The sequence below is a fragment of the Fibrella aquatilis genome (genome assembly GCF_017353255.1).
GTDB classification, from domain to species: Bacteria; Bacteroidota; Bacteroidia; order Cytophagales; family Spirosomataceae; genus Fibrella; species Fibrella aquatilis.
In genome coordinates this window covers 31,452-48,487 of record NZ_JAFMYU010000029.1, presented here as the reverse complement: position 1 = coordinate 48,487, position 17,036 = coordinate 31,452, and the positions used below count along the sequence as shown (strand labels likewise).

Here is a 17,036-nt window from a genome sequence, read left to right as displayed (position 1 = left end):
AAAAACTGTCAGTTCAGAAATAGCACAGGTAACGCATGACACCAGTACACGCCACCACCGTGGTGGGCATCCGCCACAATGGGCAAGTTTCGTTGGGAGCCGACGGGCAGGCCACTATGGGCAACACCGTTGCTAAAAGCAACGTCAAAAAAATTCGCAGGCTGGCGGGCGGACAGATTCTAGCCGGTTTTGCCGGGTCAACTGCCGACGCCTTCACGCTCATCGAGCGCTTTGAAGAAAAGCTGGGCAACTATAATAACAACCTGCGCCGCGCCGCCATCGAACTGGCCAAAGACTGGCGCACCGACCGCTTTTTGCGCAAGCTGGAAGCCATGATGATTGTGGCCTCGAAAGACGACCTGCTGGTGATTTCCGGCACCGGCGACGTGCTCGAACCAGATATGGACGTGGCGGCTATTGGTTCTGGTGGAGTTTATGCTCAGTCGGCGGCTATTGCGCTCAAGAAACACGCTCCCCAGCTATCGGCGCAGGAAATGGTGAGCGAAAGCCTACACATTGCCGCCGACATCTGCATCTATACTAACCACAATCTGGTTATTGAAACGGTGGGGTAAACAGGATGGTGTCCATTGGCTAATATTGCAAATAAATGCCTGTTGAGGCGTTTATCTTTAGCTCTTGTGCCATTTCAACGGGCTATCCTTCACCACCACCCTGCCTGCCCCAGATGAGTCTTTTTTCTGGCCTATTTCCTACTGAACAAACCAACCGGCGTATTGCCGTTGGCTTCACGGTAGCCATTTTTCTGGTTATCATAGGGTTTGGGCTGTCGCTGCATAGCTACACCCAATCGAAGCGCGACAACCAGCGGATCAGCCACACATTTGAGGTTATCAGTCGCATCAGCACTATTCTGTCGCTGCTAAAAGACGTCGAAACCGGATCACGGGGGTATGTAGCCACCCGGCTTACTTCCTTTCTGGAACCTTATAGGCTGGCCGAACCTCAGTTGGCGCCTCAACTCAATAACCTGGACAGTCTCATTGCCGACAACCCCATTCAGCAACGGGCCAGCAAGCAACTCCGGCAATTGGTGCTGGCTAAACTCATCATTACAAACCGGCAGATCAGGCTCGACAATTCGGAGACCGACTCGCTGCGGCAAGCTTATTTGCTGGAAGGCCGAACCCGCATGGATCGAGTTCGGCAACTGACGGCGCAGATGATCAGCCGCGAACAATTGCTGATGACGCAACGCAATACACTGGCCAACCAATCGTACCGTACGGGATTAACTGTTACGTTTTCGCTGGCCATCACCACGCTCATCATCCTGCTCGTCATGTATAACATGCTTACGGCAGAGTTGCGGAGGCGAACCGAAAACGAGCGACAATTACGCGGGTATGAGGCCGACCTGACGGCCAAGGTCAACCAGTTGGAAATATCGAACCAGGAGCTGGAACGTTTTGCGTTTGTGGCTAGCCACGACTTGCAGGAACCCCTGCGTAAGATCAGCGCCTTTGGTAGTTTGCTCCACGAACGGTACAGCCACGCTATTGATGCCGAAGGGCAAACGTTTTTAGCTAAAATGCTGGCCGCCGCCGAACGGATGTCGGTACTGATTCAGGACCTGCTCAATTTTTCGCGGGTGGCCAACCAACCTGAGGCTTTTCAGTACCTGCCCCTGAGCGACGTGCTGAACCGGGTTATTGCTGAACTTGACCTGTCACTAAAAGAAACCAATGCCCTGATTGAGGTAGGACCAATGCCTTCTCTGGAAATGGTACCGCCGCAATTAGATCAGCTATTCGCCAACCTGATCAACAACGCTATGAAATACCGCCGACCTAACACGCCGCCCCGCATCCAGGTCACAGCCGATGTGGTACCGGGGTCTGCTTATCCCATGCTTTATCCCGACCAGCTGTACCATCAGATTTTCGTCACCGACAATGGTATTGGGTTCAACGAAAAGTACCTCGACCGCATCTTCACAATCTTCCAGCGCCTGCACGCCAAACAGCAGTACGAAGGCACCGGCATTGGCCTGGCCATCTGTAAGCGCGTGGTGGCCTACCACCAGGGTTACCTCACCGCCCGCAGTCAGGAAGGCGTAGGCTCCACGTTTGTAGTGGTACTGCCAGAGAGGCAAGTGTAGCGAATAGTGAAAGAGTGAAAGAGTGAAATAGTGGCTTCCGCATGAATACGCTTGCGCAAGCCGCTCTTTCACCATTCACTCTTTCGCTCACAGTGCCACCAGCAGTGTGAAGAGCTTCTCGATCTGCGGGGTTAGGGCGGCGTATTTGCCTTCGGCGTATTTGTTGATCATAAATGAAAAGCACATCAGGCTGCCGTCGGTGGCGGTGAAGTAGCCCGCATAGGCCCGTACGCCCTCAATAGTGCCACTTTTGGCCCGGATGTTGCCCGCCGCTTTGGTGTTTTTGGCCAGGTTTTTCACTGTGCCCGTGCGCCCCACCACCGGAATGCTGGCGTAGAATGCCGGGTAGGCCACCTCGCGGGTCATAGCCGCCAGAATACCCGTCAGGTTGGCCGTAGTCATGGCCCCAACCGTGGAAAGGCCGCTGCCATCGCGGGGGCGAAAGCCCGCCAAATCAACGCCTTTACTTTGCCAGAAACCTGTCATGGCCGACACCGACGCGGGCCAGCTACGCGCCGGAATAGCTGGTGGGTTCTGGGTCAGTTTCTGCGCCGCCGACCGCAGTAGGGCTTCAGCATAGAGGTTGATACTCTGGAAGTTAGTCTCCCGCGCCAGGTCGCTCATCGGGGGCGAGAGGTAACGGGTGATCTCGGTCCGGCGCAGGGGTTTACTCGTGAGTGATGCCCCTCCCGCGCCTATGTTCCCCGGCACGTCGTTGCCCACACCCGCCACCACTACCCCCGTGGGGCTGGTACCGATGCGGTACGACATTGGCATGCCCGCCACGCGGATGCTATCGCGCCGAAACTGCTCGGTGAGGGCGTAGGCGATGAAATAGGCAGGGTCGGGCATGGCTCCTTTCACAATGAAATCGGTGCTATTGGCGGGCACGGTACCTTCCAGCACCACCGTGTTCTGAAAGGGTGCGCCGTAGATAACTACCTCGTCACCGGTGGTAGGCTGGTCGGTGGTTACGTGGTTGGTCAGGGCCAGATAGGGCATGGCCGGGTCTACCCGCGAAACGGGAGCGGCCACCCCCACCACCGGACCGGTTTTGAACGCCACACGGTAGAGGTTTTCGTTAATATTTAGTCCGAAAAGACCTGCGCCGTAGTAGTTACCCAGGTCACCGTAGGGCCAAGTGTCGGGGGTGGGCATGTCGTCGTAAAAGCTGGCATCGCCAACAACGGCCCCGCTGATGCGCCGGATGCCCGCCTGCCGAACACTGTTGCTGACCGATTTGAGAAACTGTACCCAGGTGGGGTATCCCGCAAACCGACCGCTGGCTAATGACGGGTCGCCGGTGCCACGCAGGTAGAGATTGCCCTGGAGGGTGCTGTCGCGGATCGTGCCGTCATATTCCAAAGTGGTGGTGTAGGAATAGGTGCTGCCCAGCGTGGCCAGGGCGGTGGCCGTAGATACTAGTTTCAGCGTCGAGGCGGTGGCGAGGCTGGTCTGTTCGTTTTGCCCGAACACGCATTGGCCGTCGCTCACGCGCCGTACCGACAGGGCCACGATGCCGTTTTGCGCCAGCGAACCACGTTGCAGGGCCTCGGCCCACGCCCGAATGCGCTGCAAAGCCGTGGTATCAATTATAGTTATTCTATCGGCAGAGCCTTTTAGTTGGCGATCTGGGGCGATTGAATTTTTACAATGCCCTGATAGATAGCTGATTGATAAAGCAAAAAGGAGTGTAGTCACCCGTAGAAAGCGGGTTGGGGCGGGGGTAGTCGGCACGGCGTAGGGGTTAGGCGGTATGGGCCTTTTTCGTAGCTTTGCAAAGCTAAGGGAATTTTGGCATACCGTATCTGCGTTACGCAATAGCCCTTTTTGCCCCAATTAACGAATAAATACGCCAATCTGGCACGCCGCCCCGCTGGGGTTTTGGGGTGCCTACAGTCTGTTGGCGATGACCATATAAGCCGGTATAGACCACGCATGAAATTAACGTTTTGGGGAGCCGCCCAGCAGGTTACGGGCAGTATGTATCTGCTGGAGTTAGATGACGATTACCGCATCCTGATTGACTGCGGTTCCGACCTGGAGCGACCACATAACGGTAGCGTTCCCCCTCCCGTTGAACAACCCACGGCTGCTTTCTTCCCCTTTGAAGCCTCCAGCCTGAACGTGGTGTTGCTCACCCACGCCCACATCGACCATTCGGGCAACCTGCCCAACCTCTACCGCGAAGGCTACGAAGGCCAGATTCTGTGTACCGAACCTACCTTCGCCCTTACCGATATTCTGCTGAAAGACGCCGCATCGCTCAATCAACGGAAGATCAACGACCTCAACAACAGCAAGAAAAAGAAGGTCCGCGACAAGCAATCGCAGTTGCAGAAAGACCTGTTTCTCGACAAGCAGGTGCGCGAAAGCATGGAGAGCGTAGTAGCCATTCAGTTTGGCCGCAAATTTCGCCTTACCGACAATTGCAACGTCACGTTTCTGCCCGCCGGACACCTGTTGGGTGCCGCCCACATTGTGGTCGACGTGTATGAAAACGGCCAGAAAAAAAGCATCTGCTTCTCTGGCGACATTGGCCGCAAGAACTACCCACTGCTGGTCGACCCCGCCACCGTGCCCCATGTGGACTACCTAGTGTGCGAATCGACCTATGGCAACCGGATGCACAACGACGATGTAAGCCCCGAAGATGCCCTGGCCGACGTGATTAAGCGTACCTGCGTCGATATTCCGGGTCGGCTGATTATACCGTCGTTTTCGGTGGGGCGTACCCAATCACTGCTGTATACGCTCAACCGATTATATTCGGAACGGGGTTTTCCGCCCATAAAAGTGTTCTCAGATAGCCCAATGGCTTTTGAGAGCACCAAGGTGTATCTGAAAAACGTGCGCCAGCTTAGCAAAGAAGCCCGCGATTTCTTCGACGCCAACGAGACGCTGTTCGATTTTGAGAACTTCGAATTTCTGGAGTCGAGCAAGGCCAGCAAAGCGGTGTCTGACTATAACGAGCCGTGCATCATCATCTCGTCGTCGGGTATGGTGCAGGGCGGGCGGGTCGAGTACCACGTTGCGGCCAACATTGGCAATCCGTACTGCACCATCCTGCTCATTGGCTACTGCGCCGAGGGTACGCTGGGCTGGCGGCTGCTGAACGGCCAACCCACGCTGACGATCAAGGGCGAAGAAAAACAGGTGCTGGCCAACATCGAGAAAATCGACGTGTTCAGCGGCCACGGTGACCGCGCCGATCTGCTAGGTTTCGTACAGATGCAGTCGCCCGAAACGTTGAAGCGCATATTCCTCGTCCACGGCGAAACCAGCAGCATGGAAGCTTTTAAAGGCACTCTCGCCGAAGCCGGCTACCCCAACGTAGAGATCCCCGCCAAAGGGCAGATGTATGAACTTTAAAAAGTGGTAAGTGCTGAGTGGTAAGTGGTGAGTTTGCTTCCGCCAGCGTAACTGCTCTGGCGGAAGCAAACTCACCACTTACCACTCAGCACTTACCACTCCTTTTCTATGAGAACCTACCTCGACTTTGAAAAGCCGATTGCCGATTTAGAAGGTCGATTGGATGAGATGAAACGGCTGGCCGAGACCAACAAGGTCGATGTATCGGAGGCTGTTGAGACCTTAGAGAAAAGCATCGACCGGCTGCGGCACGAGTTATTTCGCAACCTCACGCGCTGGCAGCGCGTACAGCTCTCGCGCCACCCCGACCGGCCCTACACGCTGGACTACATTGAGCGAATGTGCGACCAGTTTATTGAACTCCACGGCGACCGTACCGTGCGCGACGACCCGGCCATGGTAGGTGGTTTTGCCGAAATAGAGGGTCAGACCATCATGATTATCGGGCAGCAGAAAGGCCGCAACACCAAGCAGCGGCAGCACCGCAACTTCGGCATGCCTAACCCCGAAGGCTACCGCAAAGCCCTGCGCCTGATGAAGATGGCCGAGAAGTTTAATAAGCCCATCGTGACACTCATTGACACGCCGGGTGCGTTTCCGGGTCTGGAAGCCGAAGAGCGCGGGCAGGGCGAAGCCATTGCCCGCAACCTGAAAGAAATGTTTTTGCTGAAAGTGCCCGTCATCTGCATCGTCATTGGCGAAGGAGCCAGCGGCGGGGCGTTGGGCATTGCCATCGGCGACCGGGTGCTGATGCTCGAAAACACCTGGTATTCCGTGATTTCGCCCGAAAACTGCTCGACTATTTTGTGGCGTAGCTGGAATTACAAAGAGCAGGCCGCCGAAGCTATGAAGCTCACCGCCACCGACATGACTTCGTTCAAACTCGTCGATGGTATCGTTGACGAACCCGTTGGCGGTGCTCACTACGACCACGCCGCGATGGCCAACATCCTGAAACGGACCATCCTGGACAACCTCGCCGAACTCAACACCCTCACCCCCGAAGAACGCATCGACCAACGCATCGACAAGTTCTGCGCCATGGGGGTTGTGGTGGAATAAAAATCAGTGACCAGTTCTACAGTATGCAGTATGCAGTGTGGCTGACGCCAGCGTAGAGTGTGCTGACATCAGCCACACTGCATACTGCATACTGTAGAACTGGTCACTGTAAAAGCGCTAGCCTGATATGTGCCAGGTGGTGCTGCCCGTGCCAGACAACCATGTCGATGGCCTGCGCCAGGGTCACGTTCACCTGCCGAAACGGGTGATAATAGGCCTTTTGCAAATCAGCTTCGTCGAGACGTTCGTATAGATACGCCAGCCGCTCGTGCAGGCTTTCCAGCAACGCCAGTGAGGGTGCTACCGGCGCACCGTGCCCGTCGGGTTGGGTGGCCCAGTCGTTGACGGTGCTCAGGATGCCGGGGGCCGTTTCGGGCAGCGTGAGGGCGTGTTTGATGCGGAAATAATGCCACCCGTGCGTGTCGGCCATGTGATGCACCAGTTGCCGGACGTTCCAGCTACCGGGCCGATATGTACGCAAAAGGTCTTCATCATTTAGCGATTCGGTCAGTTGCCGATACTGTTGCGGTATAGTACGCAGTTGCGCAATACGGTCGGTGATGTCGGCGGCGGTGAACTGTTCCTGCCCCGACCAGCGGCCGATAGGAAATTGAGGGTCCATAGTGAGTGGGGTTGTGCTATCAATGCTTACTTCGGTGCTACCAATTTAAGCCCAACCACCCCCACTGCCAACAAGCCAATAAAGAACACTTCGGCAACTGACCAGGCAGCTTTCAGGAACACGACGTCGGCTAATTTCAGTAGCACCAGTGTACCCGCCGTCCAGGCCCCAAAGGCGGTGGTCAGGGGAATTTGCTTGAACGCCAGGCTTAAAAAAAATACGTTCGCCAGCCCCGATATGATGTTGATGATAATAGGCACCAACACGGGTAACGTGAAGCGAAACTGCGCCAGTGCGCCAAAATCGGCATATTTTAGCGAATATGTCCAGCCGGTCTGGCAGGCGGAGGCGAGCAACAAGAACATCCAGGCCATAACGAAGCGCATCGTTTATTGATTGGCCAACAAGGTACACGCGCCCAGCCAAACGCCTGTTAAGCCACCGTTACCAACCCATAAACCCGCCTTCGGCAACCTCCGCGACCCGGCGTGGGTGTAAAGGGTTACACAAAACTACCCACACAAATTATTGCCAGATAGAGGACAAAAGAGCGCAGAATTAAAAAGCGTATCATCCCGTATGGACACCATAGCGCAACGTCGGTAGAAGAAGCTGAACTAACCTACTTTTCTACCGACGCTGCGCTATGGTGTCCATACGGGATGATACGCAAATTTCCGATCCGAATTTTTCGATATAAAAAAAGCCCCCACGTTTCCGCAGGGGCTTTATCAAAAAGCATGTTCAACGAGGCCACCTTAACTTTAGGCCTTGAACTCATCTATCCAACTGAACCTTCCAGGCTGATTTCCAGCAGCTTCTGGGCTTCGATGGCGAATTCCATCGGAAGTTGATTCAGGACTTCTTTGGCGTAGCCGTTGATGATCAGAGCCACAGCCTGCTCGGTAGGAATCCCCCGCTGATTGCAATAGAACAACTGATCTTCGCCGATCTTCGACGTGGTGGCTTCGTGCTCTACCGTGGCCGACTGGTTCTTGACTTCGATGTACGGGAATGTGTGGGCACCGCACTTGTCGCCCAGCAGGAGCGAGTCGCACTGCGAGAAATTCCGGGCATTGTCGGCGCGTTTCATTACCTCTACCAAACCGCGATACGAGTTTTGGCTTTTGCCCGCCGAGATACCTTTCGATACAATCCGGCTCTTCGTATTCTTACCGATGTGGGTCATTTTGGTGCCCGTGTCGGCCTGCTGCATGTTATTAGTCACGGCCACCGAATAGAACTCACCGATGGAATTGTCACCTTTCAGTATCACTGAGGGGTATTTCCAGGTAATCGACGAGCCGGTTTCGACCTGCGTCCACGAGATTTTGGCGCTGGTGTGGCAAATGCCGCGCTTTGTCACGAAATTGTAAATACCACCGCGACCGTCTTTGTCGCCGGGGTACCAGTTCTGCACCGTCGAGTACTTGATCTCGGCGTTGTCATGTGCGATTAATTCCACACAGGCAGCGTGCAACTGATTTTCGTCACGCATAGGGGCGGTGCAGCCTTCCAAATAGCTTACGTATGACCCTTCGTCGGCCACAATCAGCGTCCGTTCAAACTGACCCGTGTTAGCGGCGTTGATGCGGAAATAAGTGGACAGTTCCATCGGGCAGCGGATGCCTTTGGGAATGTAGCAGAACGACCCGTCGGAGAAAACGGCTGCGTTGAGGGCAGCGAAGTAGTTGTCTTTGGCTGGAATCACTGAGCCTAGGTATTTCTTGATCAATTCAGGGTGTTCCTGAACGGCCTCGGAAATAGCGCAGAAAATAATGCCTTTTTCGGCCAGTTCTTTTTTGAACGTCGTGGCCACCGAGATAGAGTCCATCACGGCATCGACCGCTACGCGGGGGCGCTCAATGGGGTTACCATCGGCATCGACGGGTTCGTCGACCACACCGGCAAGGCGTTTTTGTTCACTCAGCGAAATGCCCAGCCGCTCGAACGTGCGGCGCAGTTCGGGGTCGATCTCATCCAGCGAACCAACCGTTTTTTGTTGTTTCGGGGCTGAGTAATAAATGATATCCTGGTAATCGATCTTGGGGTATTTCACATTTGGCCAATGGGGTTCTTCCATTTTTTGCCAAATCCGAAAGGCTTCCATCCGCCAGTCGAGTAGCCATTGCGGCTCGTTCTTTTTAGCGGAGATAAAGCGTATTGTATCGTCGTTCAGCCCTTTAGGAGCTTCGTCGGCTTCAATCAGGGTCTCGAACCCGTACTTGTATTCGGCGTTGGTGATGCTCTCTAAGAGTTCAACTTCTTTGCTCATGGTTGTTGGCGAATGCCTTTGAAAACGGGCGTAAACGCAAAAATAGCCCGTTATTGTGTAAAGAACGTATCGTATAGTTTTAACAATTACTATTCCAGGTCTGTTCCGGGGGGATGAAATATAGCGAAGAGCGAAGAGGTGAGAGTCAAGAAGCAAGAGGCAAGCGGTGGCCAATCGGTACTCTTACTTCTTAGCTCCTAGCTCTTCGCTACTCTGTACACCCGGCAACCGCTTTCCTCGAAAACCAGCATACCGGGCACCTCGGCTACCGTCGATTCCCCAATTGATGCCGTAAACACGTAATGATCAGCCACTTGCCAGGCCAGGGCGGTGCCGTTGGCTTGGGCAGGATCGGGTTTTTGGAGCCACTGCATGGGTTGGGCAGTCAGGTCAGGCCAGATGCTCTCAGCGAAGGCGCGGATGCGTTGGATGGCATTGAACTGCGTTGCGTTTTGGCCCCACACAAACGGACCGTGGGTCACCTTATCGGTTTCGACCTCGTCGTTGATGCGGAAGACATATAGCTTGGTGTATTCTTCGTTGGCACCGCGCTCTTCGTGCAAATTCCGCTGCTCGAATCCAAGGCCCACGTAGCTGGGCAGCTGCGGCAAAAATAAGCCCACAAAATACCGGAACACGTTGCCCGTGCGGTAAAAGAGATCAAAGCGCGGATCGTCCTTGTCGGCGGTCATGACCGTAAAATTAGGCGCAAACTGTCGTGTTTCGGCAAAGTCGATGTAGCGTGTAAGCTGCTCGTTGAACACCGCCGACCCTACCACCATCGACTGCAAATCGCCCAGCGTACTATCAGCATCGATGGCTTCGAGGTGGGCGGCTTCGTTGCCGTAGGCCATCGTATCGTCGGGAGCTAGAAATGTTTCGGCGAAAAACGCAAAATGGGACGTACCCAGACCCTGTACGTAGTGCTTAATGGTGCGCAAGGGGTCGTAGTGGGCATCAGGACTAGCCGGAACGCCGTCGGGGCGAAGCTGCACGTGGGCCATGTCGCCGCGCATAAAATCGAAACCAAATCGCTGCTGACAGGCCCGCACTTTCTGACAGATATAGTCCCAAGCGGGTTGGTTGGGCCTGTCGAAGTCCAGTTGCCAGTCGCGGTTGTCGTTCAGGCTGTGGTAGAATTTATACCGCGCCAACGGCCCGAACACCCGCGAAAATTGCTGCGGCTGGTTGAACGCATACTGGTACCACGTCTGCCCAAATTCGTCTGTCACAAAATCGTCAGGTACAATGTGCAGCCCCCGGTAGGGCGGGGCCATAGTCATGGGCAGCGTCTCGAACCCCTGCGCCGTAAGGTGCCGGATAAGGTCGATGCGCCGCCGCAGCCGCCCGCCATAGTCGCCGGGGAGGCCGAAGAGGATCAGGTGCCGCTGCTCGTCGGTGAGGATCGGGATCTGAGTGGAAAAGAAAACGCTTTTCGAGTAGGTAATGGGACTACCGTCGACGGTGCCGTGCTGGTTGAGATATTGCCAGATGACTTCTTCTACATGGCTGTATACGTTTTCGGAATGATCAACCAGCCGGAAGCCCTCGCGGTGTACCCATTCAAACAGAGCCGGGTGCACCAGTGCCATTTCCGAAAACCGGTCGGTGTGCGGAATCACGTCCATGCCCACGGTGCGCCCCAGGGCGTGAAGCAGGTTCACCACCACCTTCAGTTGCTTGTCGACGGTGTCGAGCGTGGGAATAAAGCGGGCCAGGTCGACGCTGTAAAATTCGGGGTTGATCTGCCAGCTTACCATGCCGTAGAGGCTACCCACCACCCCCGGCTCCCAGATGGGCAGCAGGTGGATACTGTCGTGGCAGGCGGGTAGGGTGAGTGTGTAGTTGATGACGTTCCAAAACGAGCCGATGGTGCGCACGTTGATGCCCACCATATTGCTTTTTCGTAGCCATTGGCCGTTTTTTTGCCCCAGCATCGGCGAGGGGACGCTCTGTTGCGGGTCCAGCGCCTGCCGCATCTGGTCGGTGCCCAGCCGTTTTTGCAGAATATCCAGCGTCTGATATACCGAGAATTGCACGGCCGTTTGCGGCAGCAGATGGGGCACGTACGACATCTTCCCGGACTGGTATTGACCCAGGTAAGTAGGGTAATTGCGTTGCCAGTCGGCGTTGAATTCAGCAATGGAGGTTGGCATGGAGCAAAAGTAACTATTGGTCATTGGCTATGCGTCATTGGTGGTCATTCGTTGTCATTTAGTGGTTATTCGGTGGTCATTCAGTGTCATTGGTTGCTTCCGATGGCTTACACAACAAGTGACAATGAATGACCACTAATGACGCATAGCCAATGACCAGCCTTCAACCAAACCCTCACACAATCCGTTTACCTCCTATGCAGGACGTAATCATTATCGGTGGGGGGTTGGCGGGGCTGGTAAGCGCCATTGAACTGGCGCGGGCGGGCTTTGGCGTCACCCTGGTGGAACGCAAAACCTACCCATTCCACAAGGTCTGCGGCGAATATGTCTCTAACGAAGTTCGGCCCTACATCGAGTCACTAGGGGTAAATCTGGCCCTGCTCGACGCCGCCCGGATTACCGAGTTCTGGCTCTCGGCACCGTCGGGCAGGTTGCTCAAAGCCCCCCTCGATCTGGGCGGATTTGGCATCTCCAGGTACGTGCTCGATAATGAATTATACCACCTCGGTCTGGCCGCTGGGGTAAATTTTCGGTTGGGGCAGAGCGTAGAAAACGTCACGTTCGCCAACGATCAATGTAGCGTTGAACTAGCTACTGGTGAAGCCCTTATGGCCCGTTTGGTGCTGGGTACATTCGGCAAACGCACTAAGCTCGACAAGACGCTGGACCGGGCGTTTATGCGGGAACCCTCGCCCTATGTGGGGGTGAAATACCATATCAGCGGCATCGACTTCCCCAACGACGTGATTGCCCTGCACAATTTCCCGGACGGGTACTGCGGCATGTCGGCTATCGAGGCCGGTAAATACTGTTTCTGCTACCTCACCACCCGCGCCAACGTGCGTGAACACGGTACCATTGCAGCCATGGAAAAGGCGGTGATGTGCCAAAATCCGCATTTACGGGCTGTTTTCGAGACTGCCACCTTCCTCTACGACCGCCCCGAAGTAATCAACGAAGTATCGTTTGCACCCAAAAAAGCCGTGGAAAACCATATCCTGATGGCGGGCGACGCGGCGGGCCTGATTACGCCCCTCTGCGGCAACGGCATGGCCATGGCCATTCACGGGGCCAAGCTCGTCAGCGGGTTGTCTGCTCGGTTTCTCCATAACGAGCTAGACCGTGCCACACTGGAACGCGACTATCAGGCGGGCTGGTCGCGGCTATTCAGCAGGCGATTGTGGGTGGGGCGCACGGTGCAAAACCTCTTCGGCCAATCGTGGCTCAGCGAAGCCGCCATCGCCGCTTTCGGAGCTATAAAACCTGCCCTCCGCACGGTGATGAAGCAAACCCACGGGCAAACGATCTGATGTACGAGCGGTCCGCCGCTGCGGTACGAATTACGATGTACGATTTATGGCTGACGCCAAAGTAGACATGCTCTGGCGTAAGCAATAAATCGTACATCGTAATTCGTACCGCAGCGGCGGACCGCTCGTACATCAGACTACCTATCGTAATCTGTATTCTGGGGGTTGAAATTGGTCCAGCCAGTGGTCCAGTTGTCGGTGCCGAAAGCGCCACGGTAGGCAGTTGCGACAAAGAAACCGCTCGTGAGCTTGGTGTTCGTTACTGCCCCTGCCAGCAATGTAGAACCGCTTTGAGGTACAAAATTCGGGGCCGTAGTATTGAAATTGGCACCGTTCAGGGCCAGCGTACTAACGTCGGCTGTGCCCACAAACTGATTGGCAAAAGCAGGGGTAGTCAGGAATGTATTGGCCGCCCCGCTGGTAATGGTGCCACTACCGGCCGCTGAAGTTAGTGTGTTGGCAAACACGTTGCCGCGCAGGTCAATGGCTCCGTTGGCCAGACTGGCGGCGAGGCCCGTGGTCGTGCCTTCCAGCCGAACGCCTTCGGGATAGCCGTAGACAAGCGAGTTATAGAGACTGAAACCCGTGTTGCGACGGAGATACACCCCCGACTGGTAATAGCCTAAGCCCGGCGAAGCTGCCGAAATGGCCGTGGGGGCTGTGCTAAACGCGAACGTGCTCATATTGGCGAAGACCGGCGCTGTTTGTGGCAGGCCACTCAACTTAACCAACGGTGAGCCGTCGGCGTTTTCACCCGGGTCGTAGTTCTGCGATTCAATACCATTGCTGCCCGTCGGATCGGCTACGGTGGCGTCGCGGAGGCCCACGCCAAACTGCACCCGACCAATGTAGCCCCAGTTGGTGGTCCACTCGTTGCGGGTGGTGCGGTTGGCCACCAGGTATTTTGCATCGACGGTGCCGCCGTAAAAGGCGAAGGCGTCGGCGCTGCACTGCGTGACTTGTACGTTGCTAATCACCGTGCCACGCCCCACGCCAATAAGCGTCAGGCCAGCCAGTTTGCTATCGGCCACCAGGGGTTGCCCCGTTCCGGCATATTCAATACGGACATATTGTAGTGAGCCGCTGTTGTCTTCGGGCTCATTGTAGGTCTCGGCCGTACCGCGAACCCCACCAAAATAGGTAGTCGTGCCGGGCCGGTTGGTGGGCGATTTACCAATGAGCACTACCCCACCCCAATCGCCAGGCTTACGCTGCCCGGCGGCTTTGTTCGACGTAAAAATAATGGGGGCCGAGGCCGTACCGTTGGCAATGAGTTTTCCGCGACGTTCTACGATAAGTGTGCCAGCCGCGCTTTTGCCCAGCGGGTCCAGTTCAGGACCACCACCTTTGATCACCGTACCAGCCGGAATAGTCATGGTATAGTCGGCGGCCACATAGACGTAGCCTCTCAGAATATAAACCGTGTCCTTGCTCAGCGTCCGGTTCACGAAAAGTGTTCCCTGGAGAGTAGCCGTGGGTTTAATCGGGCTGGGCGCTACGGTAAACGGCGTGGTGCTCTGTACCGTTTGCCCGCCCGTGGTTACGGCAATGGCACCGGTTTGTGCGCCGGTTGGCACAGTCACCACCAACCGCGTGGCCGATGCCGATACAATGGTGGCTGTTATGCCGCCAATGCTCACGGTGTTGCTGCCGGGCGAGGTGTTGAAGTTGGTACCGTTGATGGCGATGGTGCTACCCACGGGGGCCGTGGCCGGGTCGATGCTGGCGATGGTGGTCACTACAGGCACCGGAGCAGGGTCGGGAGTCTTGTCTTTGCAGGCCGCAAAAACGGTGATCAGGGCCACAAATAGCCACAGGGCTGAAGGCCAGCGCAGGAATGTTTTCATAACGAAGTTGCTTGAGGCCGTCCGGTTTGGCGGGTGCGGTCAACTAAACTTACGTCAAAGCGCTCGCTGTAGTCTATAGTTAATGTGGGAATCTTATTAAACGACGTTTATTCTCTACAGGGTACTATTTGACCTCTGAATCAGCCTATTCACGCCAGCCCGCCCCGTTGCCAAACTGCCTCAAACTGGCATAGTTATGGGCACGGCGGTGGTACTTTTTACTTCAGCCATGACAAAAAAACTGCTGATATGGACAATGCCCGGAATGGTAGAAAATCGGTCCTGATAAAAGCGGTTGTAAGCATCCATATCGGTCACGATCAGCTTGACCAGGTAATCAAATGTGCCCGACACCCGGCAGCAATCCAGGATTTCGGGCAGGTTGGCAATGGCGGCATCGAAGGTATCGAAGCTGTCGCGGTTTTGTTTGTCGAGGGTGATCTGGCAATAGATCTGAAGGCGGTTGCCTAGTTTTTTCTTGTCCACCAGTGTCACGTAGCGGGCAATGACGCCTTCGCGCTCCATGCGCTTGATGCGTTCATGCACCGGTGTTTTCGACAAGTTGATGCGCTGCCCAATTTCCTGAATCGTGAGCCGGGCGTCGGTTTGCAGCAACGTCAGAATAGCCTGGTCTATTTTATCGAGCGTCATGGGGGTTTGTGGTTCTGCTTCGCGCTGTAGGCCCCTCGACTGCGCTCGGGGTGACAGGGGACTAGAGTAACATCAAAGAGTTGATTCAAGGTCGTTGTCACCCCGAGCGCAGTCGAGGGGCCGTGCGTCAGCAAAACCACCAACCATAAACCCTTTTCAACACCTCGAAGAACATTATCCTTTGAATCAATCAATCAGCGTATAGTTCTTTCCAAATATCCTACCAAATGACATCAAACTAGCCATTTGTCCTGATTATTTGCGAATCTATGCGCCAATATTCTGTTTTTATACATTTGCACTATCAGAGTCAAACCCATCCAGACAGCTCGACATTATGGTTATTGGCGTTCCCAAAGAGATTAAGAATAATGAAAACCGCGTGGCACTCACGCCCGCTGGTGTAGCTGAACTACGTAAGGCTAGTCATACCGTTTATGTGCAGGTGAACGCCGGCGAAGGCAGCGGCTTCAGCGATGAAGAATATATCGGAGCTGGGGCCATTATGCTCCCCACCATTGAAGAAATCTACGGCATTGCCGAGATGATTATCAAGGTAAAGGAACCCATCGCTCAGGAGTATCCGCTCATCAAGGAAAATCAACTGCTCTTTACCTATTTCCACTTTGCATCGTCAGAGCCACTCACTCACGCTATGATTGAGCGCGGTGCCGTTTGCCTGGCCTACGAAACCGTCGAAAAAACGGACCGGAGTCTGCCCCTGCTGGTGCCGATGAGCGAAGTGGCGGGCCGGATGGCCATTCAGGAAGGGGCCAAATACCTGGAGAAGCCATCGAAAGGACGGGGCATTCTGCTGGGTGGCGTGCCAGGCGTGAAACCCGCCCATGTGCTGGTGTTGGGTGGCGGCATCGTGGGGGCACAGTCGGCCCGCATGGCGGCTGGTCTGGGTGCCCATGTAACGCTGATGGACGTGAGCCTACCCCGCCTGCGCTACCTCGCCGACGTGATGCCCGCCAACGTCGATACTATGATGTCGAACGAATACAACATCCGCGAGGCCGTGAAACACGCCGACCTTATTGTGGGTGCGGTGCTCATTCCGGGTGCCAAAGCGCCCCACCTCGTTACGCGTGACATGCTGAAGCTGATGCGTCCCGGCACGGTGCTGGTCGACGTGGCCGTGGATCAGGGTGGGTGCATTGAAACCTGCCGCCCCACTACCCACGAAGACCCGACCTATATCATCGACGACGTAGTGCATTACTGTGTGGCCAACATGCCCGGCGCAGTGCCCTATACGAGCACCGTGGCCCTGACCAACGCCACCCTGCCCTACGTTATGCAACTGGCCAACAAAGGCTGGCAGCAAGCATGCCGCGACAACGCCGAACTGAAAGTAGGCCTTAACGTGGTGGAAGGTAAAGTAGTCTACAAAGGCGTCGCCGATGCCTGGAACCTGCCCCTGACCGCCGTTAATGAGGTGTTGCAGGAGGAGGTTTTGAGTTAGAGAAGCAAGAGATAAGAAGCAAGAGACAAGATGTTGATAGTCTTGATTCTTGTCTCTTACCTCTCAAATCTTCTGCAAAATATTACCAATTCATCGACGAACGGGGTCGCTTTCTGCGGAAGGCGGCCCTTCTTTTTTAGGTGAGGGT

At 55.3% G+C, this 17,036-nt stretch carries 13 protein-coding genes; 6 read left to right on the top strand and 7 right to left on the bottom strand.

Going from position 1 to position 17,036, the window contains the following annotated elements; genetic code table 11:
- Window positions 1-35 precede the first annotated feature (35 nt).
- The gene (gene hslV, locus J2I48_RS24960; protein WP_207338246.1) at window positions 36-575 is read left to right on the top strand and encodes an ATP-dependent protease subunit HslV; all 540 of its coding nucleotides are present in this window, start codon (window positions 36-38) and stop codon (window positions 573-575) included.
- Window positions 576-688: 113 nt separating this feature from the next.
- Window positions 689-2,122 carry a sensor histidine kinase gene (locus J2I48_RS24955; RefSeq protein ID WP_207338245.1) on the top strand — a complete coding sequence of 478 codons (1,434 nt, stop codon included), beginning with the start codon at window positions 689-691 and terminating at the stop codon, window positions 2,120-2,122.
- Between the two features lie 87 nt (window positions 2,123-2,209).
- Here the strand turns inward: J2I48_RS24955 and dacB are convergent, their stop codons facing one another.
- A complete protein-coding gene (gene dacB, locus J2I48_RS24950; protein ID WP_229376776.1) occupies window positions 2,210-3,700 on the bottom strand; it encodes a D-alanyl-D-alanine carboxypeptidase/D-alanyl-D-alanine endopeptidase in 1,491 nt (496 codons plus the stop codon).
- Between the two features lie 360 nt (window positions 3,701-4,060).
- Here dacB and J2I48_RS24945 point away from each other — a divergent pair, with 360 nt between their 5' ends.
- Together J2I48_RS24945 and J2I48_RS24940 are read left to right on the top strand one after the other, a co-directional pair.
- Window positions 4,061-5,494, top strand: coding sequence for an MBL fold metallo-hydrolase RNA specificity domain-containing protein (locus J2I48_RS24945; RefSeq protein ID WP_207338244.1), 1,434 nt, complete (start codon window positions 4,061-4,063; stop codon window positions 5,492-5,494).
- A 108-nt stretch (window positions 5,495-5,602) separates the two neighbouring features.
- The gene (locus tag J2I48_RS24940) at window positions 5,603-6,556 is read left to right on the top strand and encodes an acetyl-CoA carboxylase carboxyltransferase subunit alpha (RefSeq protein ID WP_207338243.1); all 954 of its coding nucleotides are present in this window, start codon (window positions 5,603-5,605) and stop codon (window positions 6,554-6,556) included.
- Window positions 6,557-6,659: 103 nt separating this feature from the next.
- Here J2I48_RS24940 and J2I48_RS24935 read toward each other — a convergent pair whose 3' ends face one another.
- The 4 genes from J2I48_RS24935 to J2I48_RS24920 all read right to left on the bottom strand — a co-directional run bounded on the left by J2I48_RS24935 (window position 6,660) and on the right by J2I48_RS24920 (window position 11,609).
- Entirely contained in the window at window positions 6,660-7,178 is a 519-nt protein-coding gene (locus J2I48_RS24935) for a YfiT family bacillithiol transferase (protein ID WP_207338242.1), read from the bottom strand.
- A 26-nt stretch (window positions 7,179-7,204) separates the two neighbouring features.
- On the bottom strand, window positions 7,205-7,552 hold the full coding sequence (locus tag J2I48_RS24930; protein ID WP_207338241.1) for a DMT family transporter: 348 nt from the start codon (window positions 7,550-7,552) through the stop codon (window positions 7,205-7,207).
- Between the two features lie 407 nt (window positions 7,553-7,959).
- The gene (gene sufB, locus J2I48_RS24925; protein ID WP_207338240.1) at window positions 7,960-9,453 is read right to left on the bottom strand and encodes a Fe-S cluster assembly protein SufB; all 1,494 of its coding nucleotides are present in this window, start codon (window positions 9,451-9,453) and stop codon (window positions 7,960-7,962) included.
- A 197-nt stretch (window positions 9,454-9,650) separates the two neighbouring features.
- The gene (locus J2I48_RS24920) at window positions 9,651-11,609 is read right to left on the bottom strand and encodes an alpha-amylase family protein (protein WP_207338239.1); all 1,959 of its coding nucleotides are present in this window, start codon (window positions 11,607-11,609) and stop codon (window positions 9,651-9,653) included.
- Window positions 11,610-11,806: 197 nt separating this feature from the next.
- Between J2I48_RS24920 and J2I48_RS24915 the strand changes: the two genes are divergently transcribed.
- Window positions 11,807-12,922 carry an NAD(P)/FAD-dependent oxidoreductase gene (locus J2I48_RS24915; RefSeq protein ID WP_207338238.1) on the top strand — a complete coding sequence of 372 codons (1,116 nt, stop codon included), beginning with the start codon at window positions 11,807-11,809 and terminating at the stop codon, window positions 12,920-12,922.
- A gap of 137 nt (window positions 12,923-13,059) precedes the next feature.
- Here the strand turns inward: J2I48_RS24915 and J2I48_RS24910 are convergent, their stop codons facing one another.
- Both J2I48_RS24910 and J2I48_RS24905 read right to left on the bottom strand, forming a co-directional pair.
- Entirely contained in the window at window positions 13,060-14,769 is a 1,710-nt protein-coding gene (locus J2I48_RS24910; protein WP_207338237.1) for a beta-helix domain-containing protein, read from the bottom strand.
- Between the two features lie 180 nt (window positions 14,770-14,949).
- A complete protein-coding gene (locus J2I48_RS24905) occupies window positions 14,950-15,420 on the bottom strand; it encodes an Lrp/AsnC family transcriptional regulator (RefSeq protein WP_207338236.1) in 471 nt (156 codons plus the stop codon).
- A gap of 337 nt (window positions 15,421-15,757) precedes the next feature.
- Between J2I48_RS24905 and ald the strand changes: the two genes are divergently transcribed.
- A complete protein-coding gene (ald, locus tag J2I48_RS24900) occupies window positions 15,758-16,888 on the top strand; it encodes an alanine dehydrogenase (RefSeq protein ID WP_207338235.1) in 1,131 nt (376 codons plus the stop codon).
- Window positions 16,889-17,036 lie beyond the last annotated feature (148 nt).